Annotated in this window: 20 protein-coding genes; 5 read left to right on the forward strand and 15 right to left on the reverse strand. The window is 41.6% G+C overall.

Going from position 1 to position 21,788, the window contains the following annotated elements:
- Positions 1 to 11 precede the first annotated feature (11 nt).
- Positions 12 to 2,015, reverse strand: a complete 2,004-nt coding sequence (locus EYR25_RS05665; protein ID WP_133178797.1) for a methyl-accepting chemotaxis protein — start codon at positions 2,013 to 2,015, stop codon at positions 12 to 14.
- A 259-nt stretch (positions 2,016 to 2,274) separates the two neighbouring features.
- On the opposite strand from EYR25_RS05665, the gene EYR25_RS05670 reads away from it, so the two are divergent.
- Positions 2,275 to 2,520, forward strand: coding sequence for an HP1242/YdcH family protein (locus EYR25_RS05670; protein ID WP_133178798.1), 246 nt, complete (start codon positions 2,275 to 2,277; stop codon positions 2,518 to 2,520).
- Here the strand turns inward: EYR25_RS05670 and EYR25_RS05675 are convergent.
- Positions 2,505 to 5,585 carry an efflux RND transporter permease subunit gene (locus EYR25_RS05675; protein WP_133178799.1) on the reverse strand — a complete coding sequence of 1,027 codons (3,081 nt, stop codon included), beginning with the start codon at positions 5,583 to 5,585 and terminating at the stop codon, positions 2,505 to 2,507. The two genes, EYR25_RS05670 and EYR25_RS05675, sit on opposite strands and share 16 nt — an antisense overlap.
- 2 nt (positions 5,586 to 5,587) lie before the next feature.
- The gene (locus EYR25_RS05680; RefSeq protein WP_133178800.1) at positions 5,588 to 6,709 is read right to left on the reverse strand and encodes an efflux RND transporter periplasmic adaptor subunit; all 1,122 of its coding nucleotides are present in this window, start codon (positions 6,707 to 6,709) and stop codon (positions 5,588 to 5,590) included.
- A gap of 137 nt (positions 6,710 to 6,846) precedes the next feature.
- Between EYR25_RS05680 and EYR25_RS05685 the strand changes: the two genes are divergently transcribed.
- On the forward strand, positions 6,847 to 7,467 hold the full coding sequence (locus tag EYR25_RS05685; RefSeq protein WP_133178801.1) for a TetR/AcrR family transcriptional regulator: 621 nt from the start codon (positions 6,847 to 6,849) through the stop codon (positions 7,465 to 7,467).
- A gap of 178 nt (positions 7,468 to 7,645) precedes the next feature.
- A complete protein-coding gene (locus EYR25_RS05690; RefSeq protein ID WP_243729962.1) occupies positions 7,646 to 8,527 on the forward strand; it encodes a DUF6268 family outer membrane beta-barrel protein in 882 nt (293 codons plus the stop codon).
- On the opposite strand, the gene EYR25_RS05695 is transcribed toward EYR25_RS05690, so the two are convergent.
- From EYR25_RS05695 to EYR25_RS05705, 3 genes are all read right to left on the reverse strand, one after another.
- The gene (locus EYR25_RS05695; protein ID WP_133182749.1) at positions 8,528 to 9,088 is read right to left on the reverse strand and encodes a chalcone isomerase family protein; all 561 of its coding nucleotides are present in this window, start codon (positions 9,086 to 9,088) and stop codon (positions 8,528 to 8,530) included.
- Between the two features lie 246 nt (positions 9,089 to 9,334).
- Positions 9,335 to 9,814, reverse strand: a complete 480-nt coding sequence (locus EYR25_RS05700) for a DUF2947 domain-containing protein (protein WP_133178803.1) — start codon at positions 9,812 to 9,814, stop codon at positions 9,335 to 9,337.
- A gap of 104 nt (positions 9,815 to 9,918) precedes the next feature.
- Positions 9,919 to 12,390, reverse strand: a complete 2,472-nt coding sequence (locus EYR25_RS05705) for a 6-hydroxymethylpterin diphosphokinase MptE-like protein (protein WP_133178804.1) — start codon at positions 12,388 to 12,390, stop codon at positions 9,919 to 9,921.
- A gap of 348 nt (positions 12,391 to 12,738) precedes the next feature.
- Between EYR25_RS05705 and pseB the strand changes: the two genes are divergently transcribed.
- Complete coding sequence (pseB, locus tag EYR25_RS05710) at positions 12,739 to 13,734, forward strand: UDP-N-acetylglucosamine 4,6-dehydratase (inverting) (RefSeq protein ID WP_133178805.1); 996 nt, start codon at positions 12,739 to 12,741, stop codon at positions 13,732 to 13,734.
- Positions 13,731 to 14,882, forward strand: coding sequence for a UDP-4-amino-4,6-dideoxy-N-acetyl-beta-L-altrosamine transaminase (gene pseC / locus EYR25_RS05715; RefSeq protein ID WP_133178806.1), 1,152 nt, complete (start codon positions 13,731 to 13,733; stop codon positions 14,880 to 14,882). Before pseB ends, pseC begins: the two co-directional genes overlap by 4 nt.
- A 6-nt stretch (positions 14,883 to 14,888) precedes the next feature.
- Here the strand turns inward: pseC and EYR25_RS05720 are convergent, their stop codons facing one another.
- The 9 genes from EYR25_RS05720 to EYR25_RS05760 all read right to left on the reverse strand — a co-directional run bounded on the left by EYR25_RS05720 (position 14,889) and on the right by EYR25_RS05760 (position 21,787).
- Positions 14,889 to 16,082 carry a class I SAM-dependent methyltransferase gene (locus EYR25_RS05720; RefSeq protein ID WP_133178807.1) on the reverse strand — a complete coding sequence of 398 codons (1,194 nt, stop codon included), beginning with the start codon at positions 16,080 to 16,082 and terminating at the stop codon, positions 14,889 to 14,891.
- Positions 16,082 to 17,278, reverse strand: a complete 1,197-nt coding sequence (locus tag EYR25_RS05725; protein ID WP_023267087.1) for a class I SAM-dependent methyltransferase — start codon at positions 17,276 to 17,278, stop codon at positions 16,082 to 16,084. The genes EYR25_RS05720 and EYR25_RS05725 overlap by 1 nt, the downstream gene beginning before the upstream one ends.
- Positions 17,279 to 17,287: 9 nt before the next feature.
- Entirely contained in the window at positions 17,288 to 18,016 is a 729-nt protein-coding gene (locus EYR25_RS05730) for an SDR family NAD(P)-dependent oxidoreductase (RefSeq protein ID WP_133178808.1), read from the reverse strand.
- Positions 18,016 to 19,146, reverse strand: coding sequence for an AMP-binding protein (locus tag EYR25_RS05735; protein WP_133178809.1), 1,131 nt, complete (start codon positions 19,144 to 19,146; stop codon positions 18,016 to 18,018). The genes EYR25_RS05730 and EYR25_RS05735 overlap by 1 nt, the downstream gene beginning before the upstream one ends.
- A complete protein-coding gene (locus tag EYR25_RS05740) occupies positions 19,146 to 19,391 on the reverse strand; it encodes an acyl carrier protein (protein WP_133178810.1) in 246 nt (81 codons plus the stop codon). The genes EYR25_RS05735 and EYR25_RS05740 overlap by 1 nt, the downstream gene beginning before the upstream one ends.
- Positions 19,388 to 19,954: a UDP-4-amino-4,6-dideoxy-N-acetyl-beta-L-altrosamine N-acetyltransferase gene (pseH, locus tag EYR25_RS05745; protein ID WP_023267091.1), complete on the reverse strand. Its 567-nt coding sequence runs from the start codon at positions 19,952 to 19,954 to the stop codon at positions 19,388 to 19,390. The genes EYR25_RS05740 and pseH overlap by 4 nt, the downstream gene beginning before the upstream one ends.
- A gap of 10 nt (positions 19,955 to 19,964) precedes the next feature.
- Entirely contained in the window at positions 19,965 to 20,729 is a 765-nt protein-coding gene (locus tag EYR25_RS05750) for an SDR family NAD(P)-dependent oxidoreductase (RefSeq protein ID WP_133178811.1), read from the reverse strand.
- Between the two features lie 11 nt (positions 20,730 to 20,740).
- Entirely contained in the window at positions 20,741 to 20,974 is a 234-nt protein-coding gene (locus tag EYR25_RS05755) for an acyl carrier protein (protein WP_023267093.1), read from the reverse strand.
- A gap of 72 nt (positions 20,975 to 21,046) precedes the next feature.
- Entirely contained in the window at positions 21,047 to 21,787 is a 741-nt protein-coding gene (locus EYR25_RS05760) for a cytidylyltransferase domain-containing protein (protein WP_133178812.1), read from the reverse strand.
- Position 21,788 lies beyond the last annotated feature (1 nt).

A 21,788-nucleotide genomic window follows, 5' to 3' on the forward strand; every position in this document is an offset into this window, starting at 1 on the left:
AATGGTTTGACCTAGGCTTTAAATTGACTAATTTGCTGCTTAAGAGCGAAGGCTAGGGAGGATAACTCATTCGCTGAGTTCACCGTTTCAGTAGCTCTGTGCTCGCCCTCATTAGCCAGTTCACTTATCTGGTGCAGATTATGGGTGATCTCTTGGGCAACACTGCTTTGCTGCTCGGTTGCAGAGGCAATATTGCGAGAGCTAATGGCAAGCTCGGCAATTCGACGGTTAATTTCTTCGAGTTGTTTGCCGGTTTCTTCCCCTTGATTTGCCGATGTGATACCGAGTTGGTGACTCTGTGCCATTTGGCTGGTGGTCGTTTTTACTTGGGTTTGTAGTTTTTCAATAGTTTGCCCAATCTCTAAAATGGATGACTGAGTGCGTTGTGCTAAGGTTCTTACTTCATCGGCAACTACGGCAAATCCACGACCTTGTTCACCCGCTCGGGCAGCTTCAATTGCAGCATTTAGCGCAAGTAGATTAGTTTGTTCAGCGATGCTGTTAATCACTTCAGTAACTTTACTAATCGCCTCACTTTCTTGACTGACTTTTTCCACGGCTTGATGACTACTGCTGAGTTGTTGGCTTAATTTCAACAAATCTTGTACTAACCGAGTTTGTTGCAGCTGGCCTTCTTTGGCAGCCATATCCACTTGTTGAGTTTGATTGGCCCCATCTTGAGCGTGATTTGCTACATCACGGATTGAAGTGGACATTTCCTCAATCGCCGTCGCAATTTGATCCGTTTGTTGCATCAGTGCTTGGGCTTCTTCACCATTTTGTTTGGCAATATCTTGGGCTTTAGATGCTTGCTGCTCAATACTTTGTACTGAAGTTTGTAAAGCGACAATCAAGTGCCTCAGCTCTGAAGACATAGAGGCTACGCTGTTGGTAATCCTATCAACCTCATTATGGCTTTCTGGCGCACAGGGCGGTATGTGATAGCTGAAATCACCTTTCCCTAAGACTTCCATATGTTGTTGAAGAGCGTGCAAAGGTTTTAACGCGCGAAGTAATACTACAGATAGCAAAGCAGTAATTAACAAAATGCCGGTAATGGCGACAATGACGTTGATTGTTAAAAGATACAGACTCTCTTCATTTAATTCGTTCGCGTTAACTTGGCCGATTAATAACCAATTCCAGCCTGGGACGGCCAAAACGTGAGAAAACATTTGTTGATTCTGGCTATTGGTGTAGTACCAATCAGAGTCGTGTTGAACCGCTTGGCTGAGTGTTAATCCATCTAACATCGCTTCGGTTACCGTTTCTCCTGCCTTAAATTTAGGTGTTGCGACCAGAACATTATCTGCTTTACGCATTAATAGAAAATGACCTGTTTCTTCTAAGGTCAGTTTATTCATTGCCTCTTTTAATTGTTCAAGTGTTTGGGTGATCTCGAAGCCAATATATAAGATCCCAATGACTTTACCTTCAATGTTTTTAATGGGTCGGTAGACAGTCATATAGTCTTTGCCAAAAAGTTTGGCATATCCTTCGTAAATATCTCCCTTCATTAACGTGGAATAACCTGGATGAGTTTTACCCAAGAAAGTCCCTAATGCTCTGGTACCGTCAGCTTTTTTAAGAGAGGTGGCAATACGTACAAAGTCATCTCCATCGCGGGCAAATACGGTAGCAGTACCACCAGTGAGGTTGGCGAAACGGTCGACTTTACTCTTAGAAGAATTAAGCTGCTCTTTCTCGTGAAATAATGCTGGAGTGTTCACGCCGAGCACATTGATGGTGTTATCCGACAGACTAAATTGTCCTGGGTACATTTCTTTAAAGACATCAGCATTACGTCTTGCCAGTTGAAGTAAGCTGCTATATTGCAGTTCAAGCATGTTTGATACTGCAAGCATTTCGGCTTTCATAGCACTAATGCCTTTTTCTTCTAGTACATTTGAAGCAGATTTGTAGGAAAGGGTACTCAGTATGCAGAAAATGATCAGGGTGAGGATAAAAGCAAGGGCGCCGATCTGTTTTGCAATAGGCCAATTTTTATAGTTCATTGTGCGATCCTATAGGTAAAGGTTAACGCTAATGTAACCTATGTTTTATGCCATGGTCTTGATATGGGTCTAAGATTTTCTATTATTTATAGATAGTTCGCCGACAGATTGCCAGCGTTAATACGATAACAGAGGTGAACTTTAATCAATAAGAATTAAGTTTTTAAATCGTAAGATTGAGTAATATTGCTGTGGATAAAAGGAAGTGTTTCGCAGCATTTTTGCGAGTAAGCCGATAGAAAATAACAAGGAGTAAGCTATGCTTGGCGAAAATCATGCATTGATTTATGAGTTCCCAGATTTTGTTGACCATATCCAACATCTCAAAAAACATAATACACATTTTGCAGCGATGGCTGAGCGATACCACGAGTTAGACCATAAAATCCGCGCCCTTGAATTAACCAAAGTGCCCACCGATGATGAGCACTTTGTGGCGTTAAAATTAGAACGACTTCATCTTAAAGATAAATTATATCAATACCTTGTTCATGATGCGATTTGAGTCGATAACGCCTGTGTCGAGGCTATACGGCGTGTTTTCATCAGCAATAAATACATGGTTGGCACCCAAACGAGCGACAGCAACGTTGTGAGTAAAGTCCCACCGGCAATGGCGATGGCAAAGGGGGGCCAGAAGCCACCGCCCGCAATAATAAGCGGTATAAAGCCGCCGACCGTGGTGATTGTGGTTGAGCTGATATGACGGCCGCAGCTGCTGACCGTAGTAATTATCACCTCTTTATCACCCGCACGTGCATTTTCGGTATCCTCCAACTCAGCCAAGATCACAATCGCCGCGTTGATCGCAAGCCCCATTAGGCCGAGTAGGGCGATGATGACCGGAAAGCCAAAGGGATAACCAAACACATACACCGCAAGCAACCCAAGTCCCGCCGACTGTAATGCACTCAGTAAAATAATTGCAGTGAGCCTAAAGGAGTTAAAAGACAAAACTACGGTGGCCAGCAACAAGGTGACGACAAGCATCAGATTGGATAATAGATTACCGACTGCCTCATTACGTTTTGCGCTTTCGCCACCAATTTCAATTCGATAACCCGCAGGCAGCGGAATAGCAGCGACTTTATCTTTTACATCATTTAATACTTGAGCGGGCAAGACGCCGCTGACGATATAGGCTTCAATCGTATTGACGCGTTGGCCATTACGCCTAGGGATTGCCCCGCGACTGACTTGCACCTCGTTGTGGGATAACGCAGATAAGGGCACTGCTGTGCCTGAGGGGGTCACTAGTTGAATTTCAGAGAGGCGGCTAGCCTGCTCGCGACTGGTATCCCCCAAACGTACACGGATCGGCAGCGATTCGGTCTGTTCGAGCACACTGCCGCCGATAACTCCCGTCGTGGCCATTTGCACTTGTCTGGCGATATCCGTCAGAGTTAAGCCACTGATCAAACTCGCATCTTCATTCACCTGCAACCACACTTTAGGTGCGCCAGCGCTCAACGTTGCGCGGGTATGCAGCACATCGGGCGTAGCGGCTAAGATATTGCGCACTTCATCGCCGAGTGAGCGTAACGTCTCAAGGTTAGGGCCAAAAATCATTAACTCGACCGGCGCATTAAAGGGCGGGCCTTGCTCAAGTTTACGCACTAACACCTGCGCCTCGGGGAAGGCCTTATCTAAGGTTTGTTGTAACTCAGGGATAAGAGCGTTGGCGCGCTCAAAGTCGCTGGCTTTCACCATGGCCTGAGCATAGTTGGTGGCTCCCTGCTGGCGCTGAGTTAGGTTGTAATAAAACGAAGGGGTATTGCCACCCACAACCCAATCGACTTGGGTGATACCCTCGATTTGATGCAACTGCTTATCCATCAACTGCACTTGGTTTAGGGTGTTTTCGAGGCTGACATGGGGGGCGAGATACAGCTCAATTTGGAACATATCCCGATCCGACGGCGGGAAAAACTGCTCAGTCATTTTGCCCGAAGCATAAAAACCGAGCAGGGGAATTATCCCGATAAGCGTTGCGCTTAGCAGTGGGCGATTTAGCGCAAACCTGAGGCTCGCCTGAAAGTAACCACTCACTAAAGGAACATTGATGCCATGCTGATACCAGACAGGATGTTTACCTTCAAGGCTAAAGCGTCCCGCAAGACCGGCGATCAAAGTATGGGAAATCACATAGGAACCCAGTAGGGCAAACATCACTGACATGGCGATGCCGCCGACAAATTCCCCTGCGGCGCCCGGCATCAGCACGATAGGTGCGAAGGCTAAAATGGTGGTGATGGTTGATCCTGCCAAGGGTAGCCAGAGGTGATGTAAGGTCTCAGTTACCGCGCTTAAGCGACTCGTCCCCTGTTGGCGGCGCTGGGCGATGGCATCGACGATCACAATGGCATTGTCCACCATGATCCCAAGGGCGACGACTAGACCTGTGACCGACATTTGATGAATGGGTAAGCCGATGTATTTCATACAGGCCAAGGTGAAGAGGGCGGTCAGGGGGAGCGACAGGGCTACGATAATCGCGTTTCTTAAGCCTAAGGTCAGCAGTAAGACCCCCAGAATAATCACAAACCCTTGCAATAGGTTAACGATTAATCCGCCGAGACGTTCGCTGGTGTAGCTATTCTGCTCAAACAGCCATTGCACTTTGATATTGGCCGGCAGCTCTTGATTGAACTCATCGACCAGCTGTTTGACTTGCCCTTGCCAGATATCGACGCGGGTATTGTTGAGCATGCGTGCTGCAACAAACACGCCCTGCTCGCCATCGACAAGGGCGATGCTGTCAGCGGGGGTCTTAGGTTGGCGGTTGATGTGGGCGATATCCCCTAAACGAATAATTTGCCCCTGCGCATCCACCTTGAGTGGCACCTGGCGAATACGGCTTTGGGAATCGAGCTCACCCGAGACTTCGACGAGGGCGCGAAAGTGATTGTTATTGATCTCGCCCGCGGCAATTTTACTGTCGGCACTGCTTAAGATTTTCGCTATGGTTCCCGGCGTTAATTGCAACTGACTCATCTTATAACCATCGAGCTGAACCAGGATTTCCTCCTCGGGCGCGCCGTAGAGTTTAACGAAGTCGGTGCCAGATAAGAGTCTGAGCCTGCTCTGTAATTCCTTGGCGTAGCGGTTGAGCATATCCACCCGCGGTTGACTGCTATCGTTCCACACTAGACTTAAAATGGCGGTGTAGGCGTAGCCGACTTGATCGTCTAAGGTCGGTGTTTGTATACCATCGGGGAGGGCGTTTCTGGCATCGGCTAATAGATCCCGCGCTCTGGACCAGACGGGATCTGTGTCAGTGACGGTATCTTTAAGCTCTAACTGGATCACCGAAATACCGGGTCTTGAGGTGGATTGAATCAGCTTAATTTCTTCAAGGCGACGTAATTGATTTTCTAAAACTTCGGTGACAAGCGCCTCGACCCGCTCGGCAGAAGCGCCGGGATAAGGGGTGATGACAGACGCAAATCGGTTGGTGATATGCGGATCTTCGGTGCGCGGCAAACTGGACATTGCGCCAAATCCCGCGACCAGCAGTAGGGCGATCACTAGGCTGACTAAGCGACCATTTTCGACGAAGGCTTTAATCATGATTACCTCGTCGACGCGATGGAAGAAACGGCTTGGCCCACCACTAACTTATGTAAGCCTTGAGTCACATACTGTTCGTCGGCCTTAATCGCGCCTTGGATGTAGGCCATATCTTGAGTGGTGTAGAGGATATCGACATCACGACGCTCTATCTGAGTTGAAGCGCTATCGGTTGTTGATTGTGAAGGCGGCGTGGTTACATAGATATTCCAGCGGCCGCGGATCCCATCGATAAGTGCCGATACTGGCACCCAATAGCCTGCTTGCTCAACGGTTTGTTGTTGATGCAAATAGGCGATTTCACCATTGATCACATTGGCATGCGCAGGCAGGCTGATCCGTAGCTGAAGAGTGCGACTAATGGGGTTAACCTCGGCACTGATCCCGGCAATCTTGGCGGTAAATTGCTGATTATGCACGCTCACTGTCACATTCTGCCCATTGACGAATTGTTGTGCTACCGCCACAGGGACACCAATATAGGCCTCGGTATTCACGCTGCCGACTAAGGTAAACACTGGGCTGCCGGCGGCGACCACTTCCCCTAGATTGTGCTGCCGCTGGCTGATAATGCCGTCGAAGGGCGCGAGCAGCTGTGATTTATCGCGTTTTAGCTGGTTTGCTTGTAGTGAGGCCAATAGCCTTTGCTTAGCGGCTTCGAGGCTTGCCAGTTGTGTGCGGTTCTCATCGAGTAACTGCTCTGAGACATAACCCGATTTTTTAAGTTCGAGATTACGTTTAAGGGTGCTGGTAGCCAGGTCAACATCGGCTTGAGTTTGCGCAAGGCTGGCTTGGATCTCCTGATGCTCGGCATCGAGCAAGCGGGTATCGAGTTTGGCCAATACTTGCCCTTGTGTCACCTTAGCGCCGCTATCGACGCTTAACTCACTGAGCTTACCCGATAATTCGAAGCCGACGCCCGTGGTATTGCCCGCGCGGATCGTGCCAGTGAATACTTGCTCACTCTGATAGCTAGCCGACAAGCGCAGCGGCGCAGTCGTCACGGTTTGTAATTGCGCCGTGTTGGCATGCTCTGTCACTTCCTTCTGACAGGCCGTTAAGGCGGTGACGGCAATCACGCAAACGTAAAATGCACGCCAAGAACGTCGGGCAGCTCGATCCATTTGAATCCTTCCGTTGTAAACTCAAGGTTAAGTTTATGTAACTAGACTTGCTAGTCTAGTTGCGTAGAACTGGACTGTCTAGTCTATTTTATGCTTAACTAATACGAATTAATTATGTTGCTACCTTGAGTGAAGATATGACTCTGTCCTCCGATATCCCGATGAGCCGCAGTGAACAAAAGAAACAGCAAGTGCTGGTGGCGGCCATTGATTTGTTTTGTCGCCAGGGGTTTCCCCATACCAGCATGGATGAAGTGGCGAAACAGGCGGGAGTGTCCAAACAAACGGTGTACTCCCACTACGGCAGCAAAGATGATTTGTTTGTGGCGGCGATTGAATCCAAATGCGTTGGCCACAACTTAAATGCCGACTTACTCAGCGACCCTAGTCAACCCGAAGCGACCCTCACTGAATTTGCGCTGCAATTTGGTGAGATGATTGTTAGCCCTGAGGCGATTACCGTATTTAAAGCCTGCGTGGCGCAATCGGAGAGCCACCCTGAAGTCTCGCGATTGTTTTTTGAGGCGGGGCCACAGTATATGCTTGCGATGCTGACAAAGTATTTAGTGTCGGTTGAAGCGCTTGGACGATATAGATTTCCACAGCCGCATCATTGTGCGGTACGTTTGTGCTTGATGCTGTTCGGTGAATTGAAACTCAGGTTAGAGTTGGGGCTTGAAACCGAGAATTTATTGGGAGAACGTGAGCAGTATATTCGAGGTTGTGCCGAGATGTTTTTGAAAGCCTACCGAGTGTAACGGCGTTAAGCTGTTAGTATCAGTTTGTATCTTCTTCGAAAAGAGTGAACTTTTGTTTCAAATCGAGCGTATTATTCGCGACAAATTACTCACAGTAACGCAAGGAGCAGGCGTGACTACATCACTTGATTCTCGAGTCAGTACAAAACCCGGCCTAGTTTGCATGGGATTGGGGTTGATGGCTTTTTTAAGCAACGCCGTCTCCGCGGCAGAGGGGCGCCAACAAGCGCAATATAAACCGTTCAAGCTGAGCGTATCGCAGATTAGTACCCAGAGTGCATCGGTTGCCAATGGCGATACTGAGTTACAGCGGGATAGCTTATTACTTAACGCAGGCGTTAATCTTCCCCTCAATAAACAATGGTCTATTGGCATGCGCGTTGGTTACGACAGGCTCGACTACGATTGGCGCAATATCCGTTTAACGGGGGCGAATAACGCCGCAGCCCTGTTTAATCATACGGGTGAAACCTGGGAAAATATCGACCGGTATCGCGCGAGTATTGCTGTCAATTATCGGATGGATAAGCATTGGTCCTTTATGCTGTCGCCACAAATTCAATATGCCTATGCCGATACTGCGTCAGCTAGCAATGCACAGAGTTATGGCGTGGTCGCCTCTGCCATGTATGCCTTTGAGTCGGGCAATATGCTCGGTTTTGGCGTTGCGTATTTAAACGATATCGATGAAGTTCGCACTATGCCATATTTGGCGGTAAGCTGGCAGATTAATGATCGTTGGCGGTTAGCTAACCCTTTCCAAGCGGGATTTAGTGGCCCTGCGGGCTTGGAGCTGAGTTATCAAGTGAGCCCAGCATGGAATGTCGGCTTTGGTAATTCACGTCGCACCGAGCGATTTTTAGTCGCCGATAAGGATACCGTGGTGGAGACAAACGAGTGGGTGAGTTATCTGCGTGCTGGTTGGCAAGCTACGCCGGCCATTGCGCTGAATCTTTACGCGGGTTACTACTTTAACGGTGAATTAGAAGTGACCGATGAGGCTGCGCTTGATCTCGATAACCAAGGCGCTGTGGCCTTGGATCTCGAGTTCCGATTTTAATTACTGGCCCAGCATAGCCTCTTTGAGGCTCTGCTGGGCAGGTTTTTCTCCTAGCCAAATTTTGAGTAAGGCCTGGCGGAACATTTCCCCTTCAATCGTGGCTTGTTCTTGGCCATTTTTATAGGCGGTAACGCCACGGCTTTTATCAGCGACCAAGGTGAATTGGTCGCCTTCTTTGATTTCATCCTTAAATAGCGCCATAAAGGCGTCAATTTGTGGCTGGATGTCCGTCGTATTATCGGCGGTTGCATGCTCAAAACCTTCGGTTATCGCATCACGCATTTTCTCAGACGTAATCATTCCAGACGTAATATTCAGGCGAATCGCCGCAACCGGGGCATTGATCACCTCGGTCATGGTTTTGCTCGGGGTGGGAACATACAGGCTTCCCACATACAAATCCATAAAGAATTTGCTGCGAACACCAACGCCATTTAATTGCAGCGCCTGAGCGTCGAGCGTGATGCTGTCGGCGACTTGGACACCAGAGACTTCTTTTGCTTGGGTGAATAGTGGAAAAAGCAAAGCGGTAGTGAGCGTTAAGGTTGAGAGTAACTTCATCATACACCTCATATTTTTTAGTTATGGCCGTTGAGCGTATCAATCATTCGGACTACTCAAACGGGAATTTATCTGTAGATTGCGAAGCGATACTAATCGAAACCAAAGACGAGTGATAGCCTGATCTGTGCCAAGCTATCGCCAAAGAGGTAAATCAAGTTGGACAGCTTTCTTTTGATGAACATCCTAAAAAAGCAAAAAGTCGGAATGATTGGTTCGACCCATTCGACTTATTGGCAGGCGGGATTAGCCACGAACGCCTAATTTATATTGGCCGTTTTGCTCAAACATCACCGCTTGTTTCTGCTTAGGGGAGATGAGGATTGGGCCATCATCAAAAAATAGAAAGCATTTCCAATTGCGGGCGAAGACATCCCAACGAGTCTCTATCACCTGATATTTTTCATAGCAAAAATAGACCTGAGTATCATCTGGCCACTGGATAAACTCGGCCAACATCTCGGGTAGACTGTTATCTTCACTGTCCCACGCACTCTGCCAATGATCCGTTTTGACCCATGCGTTGGCTTTAGCGGCCCAATCCCCTTTAGTAAACTGCTCAGCGCGGCTACTTTTATTGCTAATCCACTGATTCCAAACCAGCATGGCGCTTTTGTCCGTCAGCGGCAGAATGCCAGTCTTGTCCTCATCGCTCACAGGCAAGTCTTTGTGGTTAAAAATCCACTTACGGCGATAGGTATCTAAAGGTATATAGGTATGAGCCAAGCAATATCTCCTAGTCAATGGCAAGATTTAAACGGGCTCATTATAAGATGCTAAGCATGAATAATAAAATCGCCGAGTGGAGTTATTATCACTCGGCAACAGGCTTATTGTGCTTCAGTCATGATTCGGTTTAGTTCTGCCACATAATGCAGCGCTACCTGATTGTCAGGATCCGCATTTAAGGCATGTGAAAACGCAGTATGTGCACCCTCAGCTTGATTGAGTTCAACCATAAATAAACCAAGCTTTATCCAAGTCTGAGTCTCTGAAGGATATTTTTCTAAGTAGTCTAAATAGACGTTGACTGACTCTTGGATTTTTCCGCGTAGTTTAAGGATATGCGCATACTGCGGCATGTACTCATCACTGTGGGTCAAAATTTTGACAAGGGTTGACTCGGCCAGCTCAAGTTTGCTCAATTTTAGCGCAAGTAAAATAATGTGTTTTAACTCCATCTCCGTATAGAGTTCTTCGGGTAATGCGAGCAACGCATCCAGCGCTTGTTGAGGCTGTTGCTCAAGGCTGAGTTGAAAGGATAATGCAAGATGATATAGTCGCTTAGCTTCAGGATCCTTTTCTATTAGTGGAGCAAGATTATGCGCAAGTAATGCTAAGCCCTGATGACTTTGAGATTTATTTAACCGTAAAATTTTTGTATAGACATGCTCCATAGCAGATCCAGTATGGAGAGTATCAACATAGGCTTGCCTAACTTGAGTTAAGCTAAGCTGGTATAGATTATTTAGTTCCGTCCAAAGTAATTGTTCATCTGCTGAGAATGAATAGGCAGGGTGCATCTTTTTCCATATAAAGCACCTTCCTGGTTGATTATCTCTTTTCCATTGCTCTGCTAATGTATTAAATGGAGTAGTTCCCAGCTCGTTTATTCTATCTTGCAGTTTGTTACAAGCACTTTCTACTAGTTTAAAAACTTGATCACAGCTTGATGAAAATGCCTCATAATACCTTTCCGTCATTTGGTTTATTTGCTGTTGTGTCCAGCTTTCTACTTCTCTAGTTGTTAAAAATTTAGAGAACTCAAAGTAACCATAAAACTTGATTAATTGAGATAGTTTTTTATATTTTTTGTTTATTTTAAACTCGATTTTATCTACTTTATCAAGAGTGTTGGATGTTTTTTTTGCGTCTAAGTTAAGTTTCGATGTTAGTTTTTTTGCATCAGTGATTAAGTGTTGCAACTTGAGAAGTTCATTTTTTATATTTTTACATTCAGAATAAACTTCATTAAGATCATTTTCTTTTGTTGTGAACAGGCGACTATCGGATAGTAGTTTGCTTTTTACTAATGGATGAAGTGTTATTTTTTCCGTAGATTGATGAGTAATTCCTTCAATACATGCAGCATGTGATGACAAATTGATCAAATCAACATAAGGGTGTGTTTTAGCTTCATTTTCAAGTGATTCCATTGCTTGTTTAAGTTGAATTAAGGTCTCTGCTTGATAACCTGCATAAGTATTTACCCATAATGTATCGTGCCCTAAACTCGGCCCTAAACTTGCTTCTACAGTACCTCTTGCGTGGCTATATCCAGACTTGGAGTAACAAAAATCCACACCACTTAACAAGACCTGCCTGAACCCCATCTCTATAGCTAAACGAATAGCACTATTGGTGACTGTTGGTCCCACAGTCGGTATGTTGTCGAAGTCATTCTCATTATTCCATGGAAAGCGTTGCCCCATATATAGGCATTTTCCTTGCCATTGAGATAATATTTTGGGATTGACGTGATATGAATGTACAAGTAGGGTTTCATCGCTTAACTCAAACATACCTCTACTCACATCAAAGCTAACATCTTGAGGATCTACACAGACAACAATATCAATATTGATACCAAACTTTGCCAGCTTTCCTGCAATCCGCGATACAGCAATTACATATAAATTATCTTGATTTTCCTTTATCCAATGTATAGTGTCATCAAGTGATGGACCACCTGCGATAACAATACAAACCATTTCTTTATACTTATTTCTAAGCTCTTTTGCTTGGGTGTGATTGTCGGCAATATTCTCTAGCTGAGTTCTAACAAATATTTTTTGTGTAAAGTTAATGCTGTTGTCAAAATATTCATTCTGCAATCTAGATTCAACAGTATTTAGTAATGTGTTGTAATCATCAAGATGGCGAGAGGATACAGAAGATGAAGCGATTAACCTGTATTCACCTTTTGCTATAAAAAGTTTGATATCATCTTGTTTAAATAGTTCATCTAAACCAGATTCATCTATGATAACGAGTTTGCTTCGTAGCTCACTAGGTATATCTATAAGTAATAAAGGTAAAATAGTAGATAATTCAATAATTACAAATTTACTACCATCAGGAATACCTTCAGTTAGCTCAAGTATATAGTTAGCCAACAGACCTGAATCCATACCAATGATTATGTTCAACTTATCTTGTTGGCTGAACAGTGTTTTAAATTTCCTATTATAGAAGGTTTTTGAATCGATTACCTCGAATGTATTGCGATTGATACTGGGTAAGTAGTACTCATTAAAGCGACTAATAGCAAAATTTTTAAGAATGTTAGATTGTAATTGCATGAAATTCTTACCCTGATAGCAATTGAAGGTAGTGGTTATAGCTATATAAGACTATGTCATTGCGATTCTTGCAAGCAACTCCTATACCAACGGTTAATTGACACTGTATACGTAACGCGAGGAGGGTATGAAAAGCGAACAAATGTTATCTTAATCCCAATAGAACTATGAAAAACTACATATATTATATATAGTTGCCTAAGATATGTTTGTAGGTCGCACCATGAACGTCAACATTTGAGCATGCACAGAGTTGGCAAGAATCTTGTATCGTTACTGTATTGAAGTATTTAATCATAAGTGTCGCAAGTAGTTAATTGAAGCTAACAATCTTGAGTGGGGAACTCTATGTTTGATAATAAAACAATTTTGATTACGGGTGGCACGGGGTCATTTGGACAAAAATACACCAAAACCATTCTCGAACGGTATAAACCGAAGCGATTGATCATTTTTTCTCGAGATGAATTAAAGCAGTATGAGATGCAGCAAGTGTTTAATGCGCCATGTATGCGTTATTTTATTGGTGATGTGCGCGATGGTGATCGCCTAAAGCAAGCTTTTAAAGATGTGGATTTTGTGATCCATGCCGCCGCACTTAAACAGGTTCCTGCTGCCGAATACAACCCTATGGAATGTATAAAAACTAATATCCATGGTGCTGAAAATGTGATCCGGGCTGCCATCAGTAATAATGTGAAAAAGGTCATCGCCCTCTCTACAGACAAAGCTGCGAGTCCTATTAACCTATATGGTGCGACTAAGTTAGCCTCTGATAAGCTGTTTGTCGCTGCTAATAACGTCGTTGGAGACGGCCAAACTCGTTTTTCAGCAGTACGTTATGGAAATGTAGTGGGGTCACGTGGTTCAGTCGTGCCATTTTTTAAACAACTGATTGCCAATGGCGCGACTTCGCTGCCCATTACGCATCCCAACATGACACGTTTTTGGATTACTCTTCAGGATGGTGTTGATTTTGTTTTAAAAAACTTCTCCCGTATGCAAGGAGGAGAGATATTCGTACCTAAAATTCCTTCCATACGCATCACAGATCTTGCCGCAGCCTATGGGCCAAGTCTAGAGCAGCGGATTGTAGGTATTCGTCCTGGGGAAAAAATGCATGAGGTCATGTGTCCAGGGGATGATTCCCATCACACAATTGAATTTGATGATCATTTTGTGATTACTCCAAGTATTAAGTTTTTTGGTCGTGAGAATGACTATTCGAAAAATTTCTTAGGTGAGATAGGAAAATCTGTTCAGCAGGGCTTTGAATATCATTCGGGAAATAATCCACATTTCTTGAGCATTAGTGAAATACTGAATTTGGATTCTCAAGCATGATCCCATATGGTAAACAAGATATAAATCAGTCAGATATCGATGCTGTTGTTGATGTTCTATTGTCCGATTATTTAACTCAAGGGCCTAAGGTTCCTGCATTTGAGTCAGCTGTTGCTTCCTATTGTTCAGCTCGCTATGGCGTAGCGGTAAATAGTGCTACTTCAGCTTTACATATTGCATGCCTCGCTCTTGGGGTTGGGCCAAATGATTTGGTATGGACTTCTCCAATTTCCTTTGTCGCCTCGGCAAACTGTGCACTTTACTGTGGCGCTGAGATTGATTTTGTCGATGTGGATCCTCTAACGGGTAATCTCTGTCCAAATGCATTGGCAATTAAATTAGAACAAGCTGCTCGGATAGGAAAACTCCCGAAGGTTGTTATCCCTGTACATTTATGTGGTCATAGTTGCGATATGGCAGCGATCGCTGCACTTGCTGAAACATATCGTTTTAAAGTTATTGAAGATGCTTCGCATGGGATTGGTGGTAGCTATCGCGGATACCCTTTGGGTAGCTGCCTATACTCAAATATTACCGTTTTTAGCTTTCACCCTGTTAAAATTATCACCAGCGCCGAAGGCGGTATGGCCTTGACAAACAGCTCAGAATTAGCAGAAAAAATGGCCCTTTACCGTAGCCACGGTATTACGAAAGCTCCAGATAAAATGCTGAGACCTCATGAAGGGGACTGGTATTACGAACAGCACAGTCTAGGGTTCAACTATAGAATGACAGAATTGCAAGCTTCATTGGGGTTGAGTCAAATATCTCGCATTGATGAGTTTGTTCAGACAAGAAATAGCCTAGCATCTAACTATATGAGCCTTTTGGATGACTTAAGCATTAAATTTGTAGCTCCCTCTAATGTTACATATAGTGCGTATCACTTGTTCATTATCTTACTAAATGATACTGAGAAACGTAGGATGATTTTTGATGAAATGCGTCAGGCAGGAATCACCGTACACGTTCATTATTATCCAATTCACTTACAACCATTTTATCTTAAAAAAGGATTTAAAGAAGGAGATTATCCAAATGCAGAGTTATACTATAAATCATGTTTAACGCTCCCGCTTTATCCTAAGCTTAAAAATGATGAACTAGAATATATTGTTAAAAAATTATCTTCTCTAATTAAAATGTAATTTTTATTATTCGTAAGGGTCTATTATTATTGATGACCAATTACGAGAGATTTTTTTCATTCTTTCTCTTGTTGGATCATAGATAGGAGTTAAAATCACCTCAAGCTCGCTATCTTTTAAAACAGTACTCGATAATATTTTTTGTCCTAAAAACTGATGATTGGCAAGGCTATAATCATAAAGCAATATGTTTTTTGATTCTATATATTGAATTAAATCACTATAGCTTGTTATAAGGTTGTAAAAGTCTCCTCCTACACCCCAGAGATTAACAACTTTGTTATCTTTTAAGCTACTAATAATTAAGTTATATAAATTTTTTTGATGTTCAGTATACTGTGTGAATCTATCGATAACCAAAATATCAGCACAAGGATTAATTTTTCTTATGATATCATGTCTTGTAGTATATTTTTTGAGAAGCACTTGTAATCTTGGAATATTTCCACTAACTAATTGATTCGACTTTATTATCTTTAATCCTGCAAGATGAGCTATAACATCTAAAGAATCTAACGTATAGTAGTGAATGTGTTGGCCGTGAACGATATTCGTGGAGGCTATATTTTGTACACTAAGTTTTGGCTTGCAATCCGGAACCTCAATGAAAATTAAACCTCCGACATCCAAGTATTTAGCAATGTTGTTTAAATATTCAATAGGATTAACAATGTGTTCTAATACATGAGTACTTATCGCTATCTGTATTGGATTATTTTTAAAATAAGAAGATATATCACTTAGATTGTTTAGATCAGCTTTAATATGATTAATTGAATCCGATTGAGTATAATCATGAAAGTCTATGCTAGTCAGAGTTGAATTATTAACTCTCTCATTAATTAGTTTCAGAGTTACTCCCGAGCCAGCTCCGAAATCAGCAATATGCAATCCATCCCGCACATACTCATTTATAAATTCATACATCTGCGCATATGGAGAGTTTTCTAAAGAAGATTCACACCACATGTCAGGTTCTGCATTATTTGAAAAGTATAATATTTTGAAAGTATCTATCGTATAGGGAGTGATAATTTGTACGTGATTACAATTTCTACAATTTCCTATATGAAAATTAATATTAATACGACTAATATCAATACTATTAGTATCCCAAATGCCAGATTTTAGTGTAGCTAAAATGTTCCAATCACATTTCTGGCAAATGGCACAGTTAACCACTTCATTAGATTGCAGCATTAATCATTCCTTGATAAAAATGTATCTTTAACGTTATTTAATTTAGAACTCACTTCTCTCATTTTTAATCTTGTCTCTGCGAGTAGTGGACACATGTAAACCGAATATGGAAATTTTTCTATCTCAGAACTACATTGTATGATATTGTTTTTATAAAAATATTCTTTCAGATTGTAGTCAAATAACACGAGCTTCTTCTGTGAGATGAGAATATCTAACTCTGGATTCTCATTCAATAAGGCGCAAAAATCTGCACCTATACCCCATAATCCACATTTTCCTTCCTCTTGTACTGATTTAATTAAGCATTCTGCTAGATTTAAACGCAAGCTTTTACACTTAGATTGATATTTAACTATTACACTTGAGGGATCTGGACTATTTTTCGGAAGAAGTAGTTCGTCAGAGCTTGAATCATTTCTCTTTAATAAAACTTGCAATCTAGGGATATAACCAGTACTGAACTGTTGATATTTAATTAATTTCAAACCAGAAGTCTTGGCCGCCAAGGCCAATGAATCTAAAGTAAAGTAATGAATGTGCTGAAGATTGACTAAGTTACTCATTCCTATTGAAGTGTCAGGATGTTCTAATGAGAAATCAGGGACCTCAACAAACAATGTTCCTTCTTTTTTAAGTCTCTTTCCTATTTCTGTTAGAAATGAAATAGGGTCTAAGACATGTTCTAGAATATGAGATGCCACTGCAAAATCAATACCATCTGTCCAATATGAATTATTAAGATTAGTTAATTTATTTAAATTGAATGAAATGTATTCGAACGATTCATTATCACATCGATTATTAAAGTCGATACCAATTAAAGTGCTAGTAGGGTATATTTCTCTTGCTACTTTTAACAACTTTCCGTCTCCGCAGCCAAAGTCTACGATGACATTAGGTAAGATAAGTGGGGAAGAAAAATTAAGCATGTCCATATAGGGAACATTCGATATTACATGTTCCTCATCCCACATGACGGCTTCTTGCGCGGAATGAAAATAAAGTTGGTCAAACAGAGATTGAGTATATTCAATGCTAACTTGAACATGTCCACAATCATTACATCTTGATAGAGGATATTTGTTAGATTGGCGCTCTAAACTGTGAGAAACTTGATGCCAGAGACCAAAAGTAATTTCAGAAAAATCAGTCCATTCTGATTTTCCACATAGTTGACACTTGATTCTATACATGTTGGTATCCTAATTTGTAATTCCGCCATCAATAGTAATAGTCTGGCCAGTAATAAAGGATGCACCATCGGATAGTAAGAAGCCGACTAGAGGTGTTATGTCATCCACATTACCAAGTCTGTGCATTGGTGTCCGACGAATAATTTGCTCGCGTTTTTTGTCACTTAGAGTAGATGACATTTCGGTATCTAAATATCCAGGGGCAATAGAATTAACAGTTATATTTCGTCGTCCATTTTCTCTAGCCAGTGCTCTTGTTAAACCATCTAATCCTGCTTTTGATGCAGAGTATGCGGCTAGACCGGTATAACCACGGCTTCCAATAATGGAACTAATGTTTATAATTCTTCCTGCACTATTTTGACTTAAAAATATACGTAGGGCCTCGCGAGCTAAATAAATAGCACCATGTAAATTTATTTGTAATAAAGAATCAGTCTCTATATTAGGAAATGTTGCTAAAATCCCTTCCTTTGCGATACCTGCATTATTAATAACCCCCCAAAGTTTGGCTTCATTAGCCCAGGTACATGCTTTTCTAACAAATTCAGCAGTTTGTTCTGCGTTACCTATTTCGACTTGAAACCATTGAAAAGTTGAATATTGGGAAAGTAATTCATCAATTGCGGAGTTTCTTTCTCGGCTACAAGTTGAAACTGTATAGTTTTCGGAAAGAAGGTACTTAACAATCGCTAGTCCAAGTCCTTTACTTCCGCCTGTCACAATAACATGCTTCATTATACTTTCCTTAATTTCTTTCCTGCTTCAGTCAAAGAGATATTTGTTACGAAGGTTACAATGCGAGGCTTTGCTGCATTGTCTAAATTATTATTTAGAGTGGCTAATGCTGCTCTCGCTTTGGATTCATCGTGTGTGGCAATTTCGGCACAAACAATCGCATTTGTGATAGGGTTGCTCTTGGCATAGACTCTTGCGTCGATGACTTCATCTAATGAAAGGATTTTTTGTTCAATATCTTCTAGATTAACTTTAACACCGCCGATATTGACAATGTTGTCTTCTCTGCCAATAAAATATACACGATTGCCAATTATTTTTACTGTATCGCCTGTTTTAATTGTGATATCTTTTTTATGTAGAACTAATGACTCATCAAAAGTTAATTCCCATCCATTTAAATGTGAGTTTCTCCACTCTAATGGAAATCCTGCAATTCCATCTTTTACTGTGAAAACTACACCGGCTTCAGTTGTTGCATAGATGTGTCTTAATTTAGCATCTGGGAATGTACTTTTTAGGGCATCTAGAATTGCTTGAGTCGCAATTTCACCACCTAAAGTGATGGTTTTAAGTGGTGGAAGTTGTTTCGTCCATGACAGCAACAAACTTCGTATTAATGATGGAGTTGCGCTGATAGCGTCAATATTATATTGGCATGCAAGTTGAGCTTTTTTAGTCACGTTTGCATCTACATCAACGACAAGCACATTATTTGAAATAACAGCTTGTAATATAACCTGTAGACCAGCAAAGCTCATTGGGTGATAGCACAAAAGCCACCTAAAATTATTTATTGATTGGTTAGTTCTTGGTAATAGATCACTCAATAGATGGAATATTAGCTTTGGTGTACCTGTTGTACCTGAAGTAAATAATCCGACAGAAAATTTTTTTGGGATATTATGGAAGTTAATCTGTTGATTAGTTCTGTTAAAAATTACTGGTATATCAAGATGCTGTCCAACATAAAGGGCGTGAAGCATTTTTGATACGAGTTTTTCATTATCGGAGGAACAATTAACTACTATAGAGGTTAAATCTTTATTATATGGTAACTCAACAATCTTATCTAAAGTATAGGTAACATTGTTTTCAATTAGATTGAATTTACCATTTTGTTCAAACATTAAGAATTCGCCTCTGTGTAAAGATTAATCAGTTCATTAACAGTATGGAAGGTTTTAAAACCGTCTCTAAATGGATCTAAACCAGTTGAAATTTCTAATGAAACTATCAAAGTTGCTAGATCTAATGAATCCATAGGTAAGTCATTTAAAAACTCGCTATTGAGGGTTATTGTTGGGCAGTCAACACCCTTTTCCGTGATAATTTTACGAGTCTCTTCTATTATTAAATTCTTTAGGTTTTTCATGCAGAGTTCCAGTCATTAAATGATTTTGATATTTTATCTAATGTGAAATGTTGTTTTTGATTAATCCAATCTTCTCTAAGTTGTTCGAAAATGTAAACGTCTAAAAACTGGCCATTTTTAAAAATATGCTGCTTTAGTTGGCCTACAAGTCTAGTTTTATGCAACTTTTGCAACTTGACCACTTTGTCATTAGCATCTAAAACATGGTTGACAATCTTGTTAAAATTTAACTGGTGAAAAACATAATTACAAATATAAGTATGCATTGTCACACCATATTTTAGTCTCGCATGCCGTTCATAGATATACGAACCTGTACTACAACGTCGATGGAAATAATCAATGTCACTGAAGCATAAAAAACCTATTGATGAACCGTCATCTTGAATCATGTAACCTCGGTAGTCTTTGCGATCTTTTAAAGACCTTATCCAAGTTCGTTGTTTCTCGATCGATGGTTCGACTAGATCTGTGAACATATGCTTTGTTATCTCTGGCGTTGTACGCCATTTCAATAATAATTCAGCATCTGTTTCATCTATACGCTTAAAGTTTAGTGCCATGCTTTACTTCTTAGTTTGCAAGATAACCACCCTCTACCGGCAATGTTATCGCATTAATCCATTTTGCCGCATCACTTATCAGAAAGGCGACAGCATTAGCTACGTCTTCTGGTTGTCCAATACCCATCGGATGTTGGTCTAACATATGTTGGAATTGAGATTCAGTCATATTCTCTTTAGTTCGCTGTGCCATTTCAGTGGCTATTAATGCAGGAGCAACACAGTTAACTCTAATATTATCTCTAAGTAATTCCATTGCTAATCCACGCGTAAGTGACATTAAACCCGCTTTACTCGCTCCGTAGATTGTATTACCAGTCTGGCCAATAAGGCCTGCTATAGATGATACAAACACGATAGAACCCTGTTTGCTTCTATCACGCTTCGTGCGAAATCCTTTGGCTATAGCCATAGCACTGGCAAGATTTACGTGCATAGTTTGGTCAAAAAATGCTTGGTCGAATAGGCGTATCGGTTTTGTTTCTTGAATTCCTGCGCAGTGCACAAAACAATCAAAGTAACCTTCGGTCTTAGTTAAAGATTTAAACCAGTCATATAGCTCGTCGGTTTTTGCCATATCAAACACTGCAATTGAATGGCCTTCGCCTGACATTAACGCTAGGGTTTGATTAAGTTGCTCAACTTGGCGTCCATTGAGAACAACTCGAGCGCCAAGTTGGGATAGTAATATAGCACAGGCACGACCAATTCCTTTGGATGCTCCTGTGACTAAAATACGTTTCCCACTTAAATCCATGGGATTGTTTAACGTCATGGCTATAAACCTTAAACAGATAGATGCTCTTGTACTAGTGCAACAAGATCATCTACAGTCTTGATTTGTTCCAATTTGTCACCTTGAATGACAATGTCAAAATGTTCATCTGCCATAGCGATAATGCTTAAAAATGCTAATGAATCCCATTGTTCTATATCCAGTAATACTTCATTTCCTTTAAGTGTATTGGTGTCTAGTTCTAAAATTTCTTCAAGTTGATTTAAAAATTCTTGCTTGTTCATAGTATTTACCTTCTTTTGCTTTATTGTATAGGAGAATATTTTTCTATCGGCCTAAAACCAAAACTTTTGAGTTTAATGGACTGTTTTTTGTATTACACCAGAGTTAAGCAAGGCTATTTCTGGGTGCGAGGCTAACAAATTACAGATCTTTTCAGGGCTCGAATGCAACCAGTCTTTACCTAACTTATTGATTAATTGATTTATTAGCTCTAAATCATCTGCTTCGTCTACACAGAGACGGTATTGGCTCCATTTTACGTCACCTGACTCAATCGGTACGATCGTCATGTTGGGTTGACTGTATAGGTATAGCGTTACATGTTCTCGCTCTGCTGGTTTAGTTGCAAAGTTATACGCCTTAGTAAGATTCTCCATACTGAAGACTTCAACGTCAAAGCCACGAGGGAAGTAATCTAAGCTAACATGTGTGTATTGATTGCTAGCGCCTTTCAAATGCATCAACACTGTTTCGTCGATTAGTTGTCCCGAAACAAGTGGGCAGTCAGCTGTTAATCTAATAATAATATCTTCAGGTTGAGCATTTAACTGAAGCGCTGCCAGATAAAATCGCGAAAGCACATCGTCTTCGTTCCCACAAAAGAAAAGATGATTATTCTCTATACAAAAATCGACAATAGGGTGATCACGTTCACTATCCGTTGTGGCAATTATATGATGATCAATGAGTGTAGATTCATGCACTCGTGAAACATGATATTCGAGCATTGGTTTACCATTGATCATCGCTAACACTTTGCCAGGTAATCGACTAGAACCCATTCTTGCTTGGCTTATACATATCACTTTTGGCATT

The organism is Shewanella decolorationis, assembly GCF_004354305.1.
GTDB lineage: Bacteria > Pseudomonadota > Gammaproteobacteria > Enterobacterales > Shewanellaceae > Shewanella > Shewanella decolorationis.

What these genes read in the sequence shown, in the direction of transcription:
- pseC (WP_133178806.1), top strand. Translation starts at nt 13,731, where the DNA reads ATGATCCCATATGGTAAACAAGATATAAATCAGTCAGATATCGATGCT.
- pseB (WP_133178805.1), top strand. Translation starts at nt 12,739, where the DNA reads ATGTTTGATAATAAAACAATTTTGATTACGGGTGGCACGGGGTCATTT.
- EYR25_RS05665 (WP_133178797.1), bottom strand. Translation starts at nt 2,015, where the DNA reads ATGAACTATAAAAATTGGCCTATTGCAAAACAGATCGGCGCCCTTGCT.
- EYR25_RS05760 (WP_133178812.1), bottom strand. Translation starts at nt 21,787, where the DNA reads ATGCCAAAAGTGATATGTATAAGCCAAGCAAGAATGGGTTCTAGTCGA.
- EYR25_RS05695 (WP_133182749.1), bottom strand. Translation starts at nt 9,088, where the DNA reads ATGAAGTTACTCTCAACCTTAACGCTCACTACCGCTTTGCTTTTTCCA.
- EYR25_RS05725 (WP_023267087.1), bottom strand. Translation starts at nt 17,278, where the DNA reads ATGTATAGAATCAAGTGTCAACTATGTGGAAAATCAGAATGGACTGAT.
- EYR25_RS05755 (WP_023267093.1), bottom strand. Translation starts at nt 20,974, where the DNA reads ATGAACAAGCAAGAATTTTTAAATCAACTTGAAGAAATTTTAGAACTA.
- EYR25_RS05720 (WP_133178807.1), bottom strand. Translation starts at nt 16,082, where the DNA reads ATGCTGCAATCTAATGAAGTGGTTAACTGTGCCATTTGCCAGAAATGT.
- EYR25_RS05680 (WP_133178800.1), bottom strand. Translation starts at nt 6,709, where the DNA reads ATGGATCGAGCTGCCCGACGTTCTTGGCGTGCATTTTACGTTTGCGTG.
- EYR25_RS05675 (WP_133178799.1), bottom strand. Translation starts at nt 5,585, where the DNA reads ATGATTAAAGCCTTCGTCGAAAATGGTCGCTTAGTCAGCCTAGTGATC.
- EYR25_RS05670 (WP_133178798.1), top strand. Translation starts at nt 2,275, where the DNA reads ATGCTTGGCGAAAATCATGCATTGATTTATGAGTTCCCAGATTTTGTT.
- EYR25_RS05690 (WP_243729962.1), top strand. Translation starts at nt 7,646, where the DNA reads ATGGCTTTTTTAAGCAACGCCGTCTCCGCGGCAGAGGGGCGCCAACAA.
- EYR25_RS05730 (WP_133178808.1), bottom strand. Translation starts at nt 18,016, where the DNA reads ATGAAGCATGTTATTGTGACAGGCGGAAGTAAAGGACTTGGACTAGCG.
- EYR25_RS05705 (WP_133178804.1), bottom strand. Translation starts at nt 12,390, where the DNA reads ATGCAATTACAATCTAACATTCTTAAAAATTTTGCTATTAGTCGCTTT.
- EYR25_RS05735 (WP_133178809.1), bottom strand. Translation starts at nt 19,146, where the DNA reads ATGTTTGAACAAAATGGTAAATTCAATCTAATTGAAAACAATGTTACC.
- EYR25_RS05685 (WP_133178801.1), top strand. Translation starts at nt 6,847, where the DNA reads ATGACTCTGTCCTCCGATATCCCGATGAGCCGCAGTGAACAAAAGAAA.
- EYR25_RS05750 (WP_133178811.1), bottom strand. Translation starts at nt 20,729, where the DNA reads ATGACGTTAAACAATCCCATGGATTTAAGTGGGAAACGTATTTTAGTC.
- pseH (WP_023267091.1), bottom strand. Translation starts at nt 19,954, where the DNA reads ATGGCACTAAACTTTAAGCGTATAGATGAAACAGATGCTGAATTATTA.
- EYR25_RS05740 (WP_133178810.1), bottom strand. Translation starts at nt 19,391, where the DNA reads ATGAAAAACCTAAAGAATTTAATAATAGAAGAGACTCGTAAAATTATC.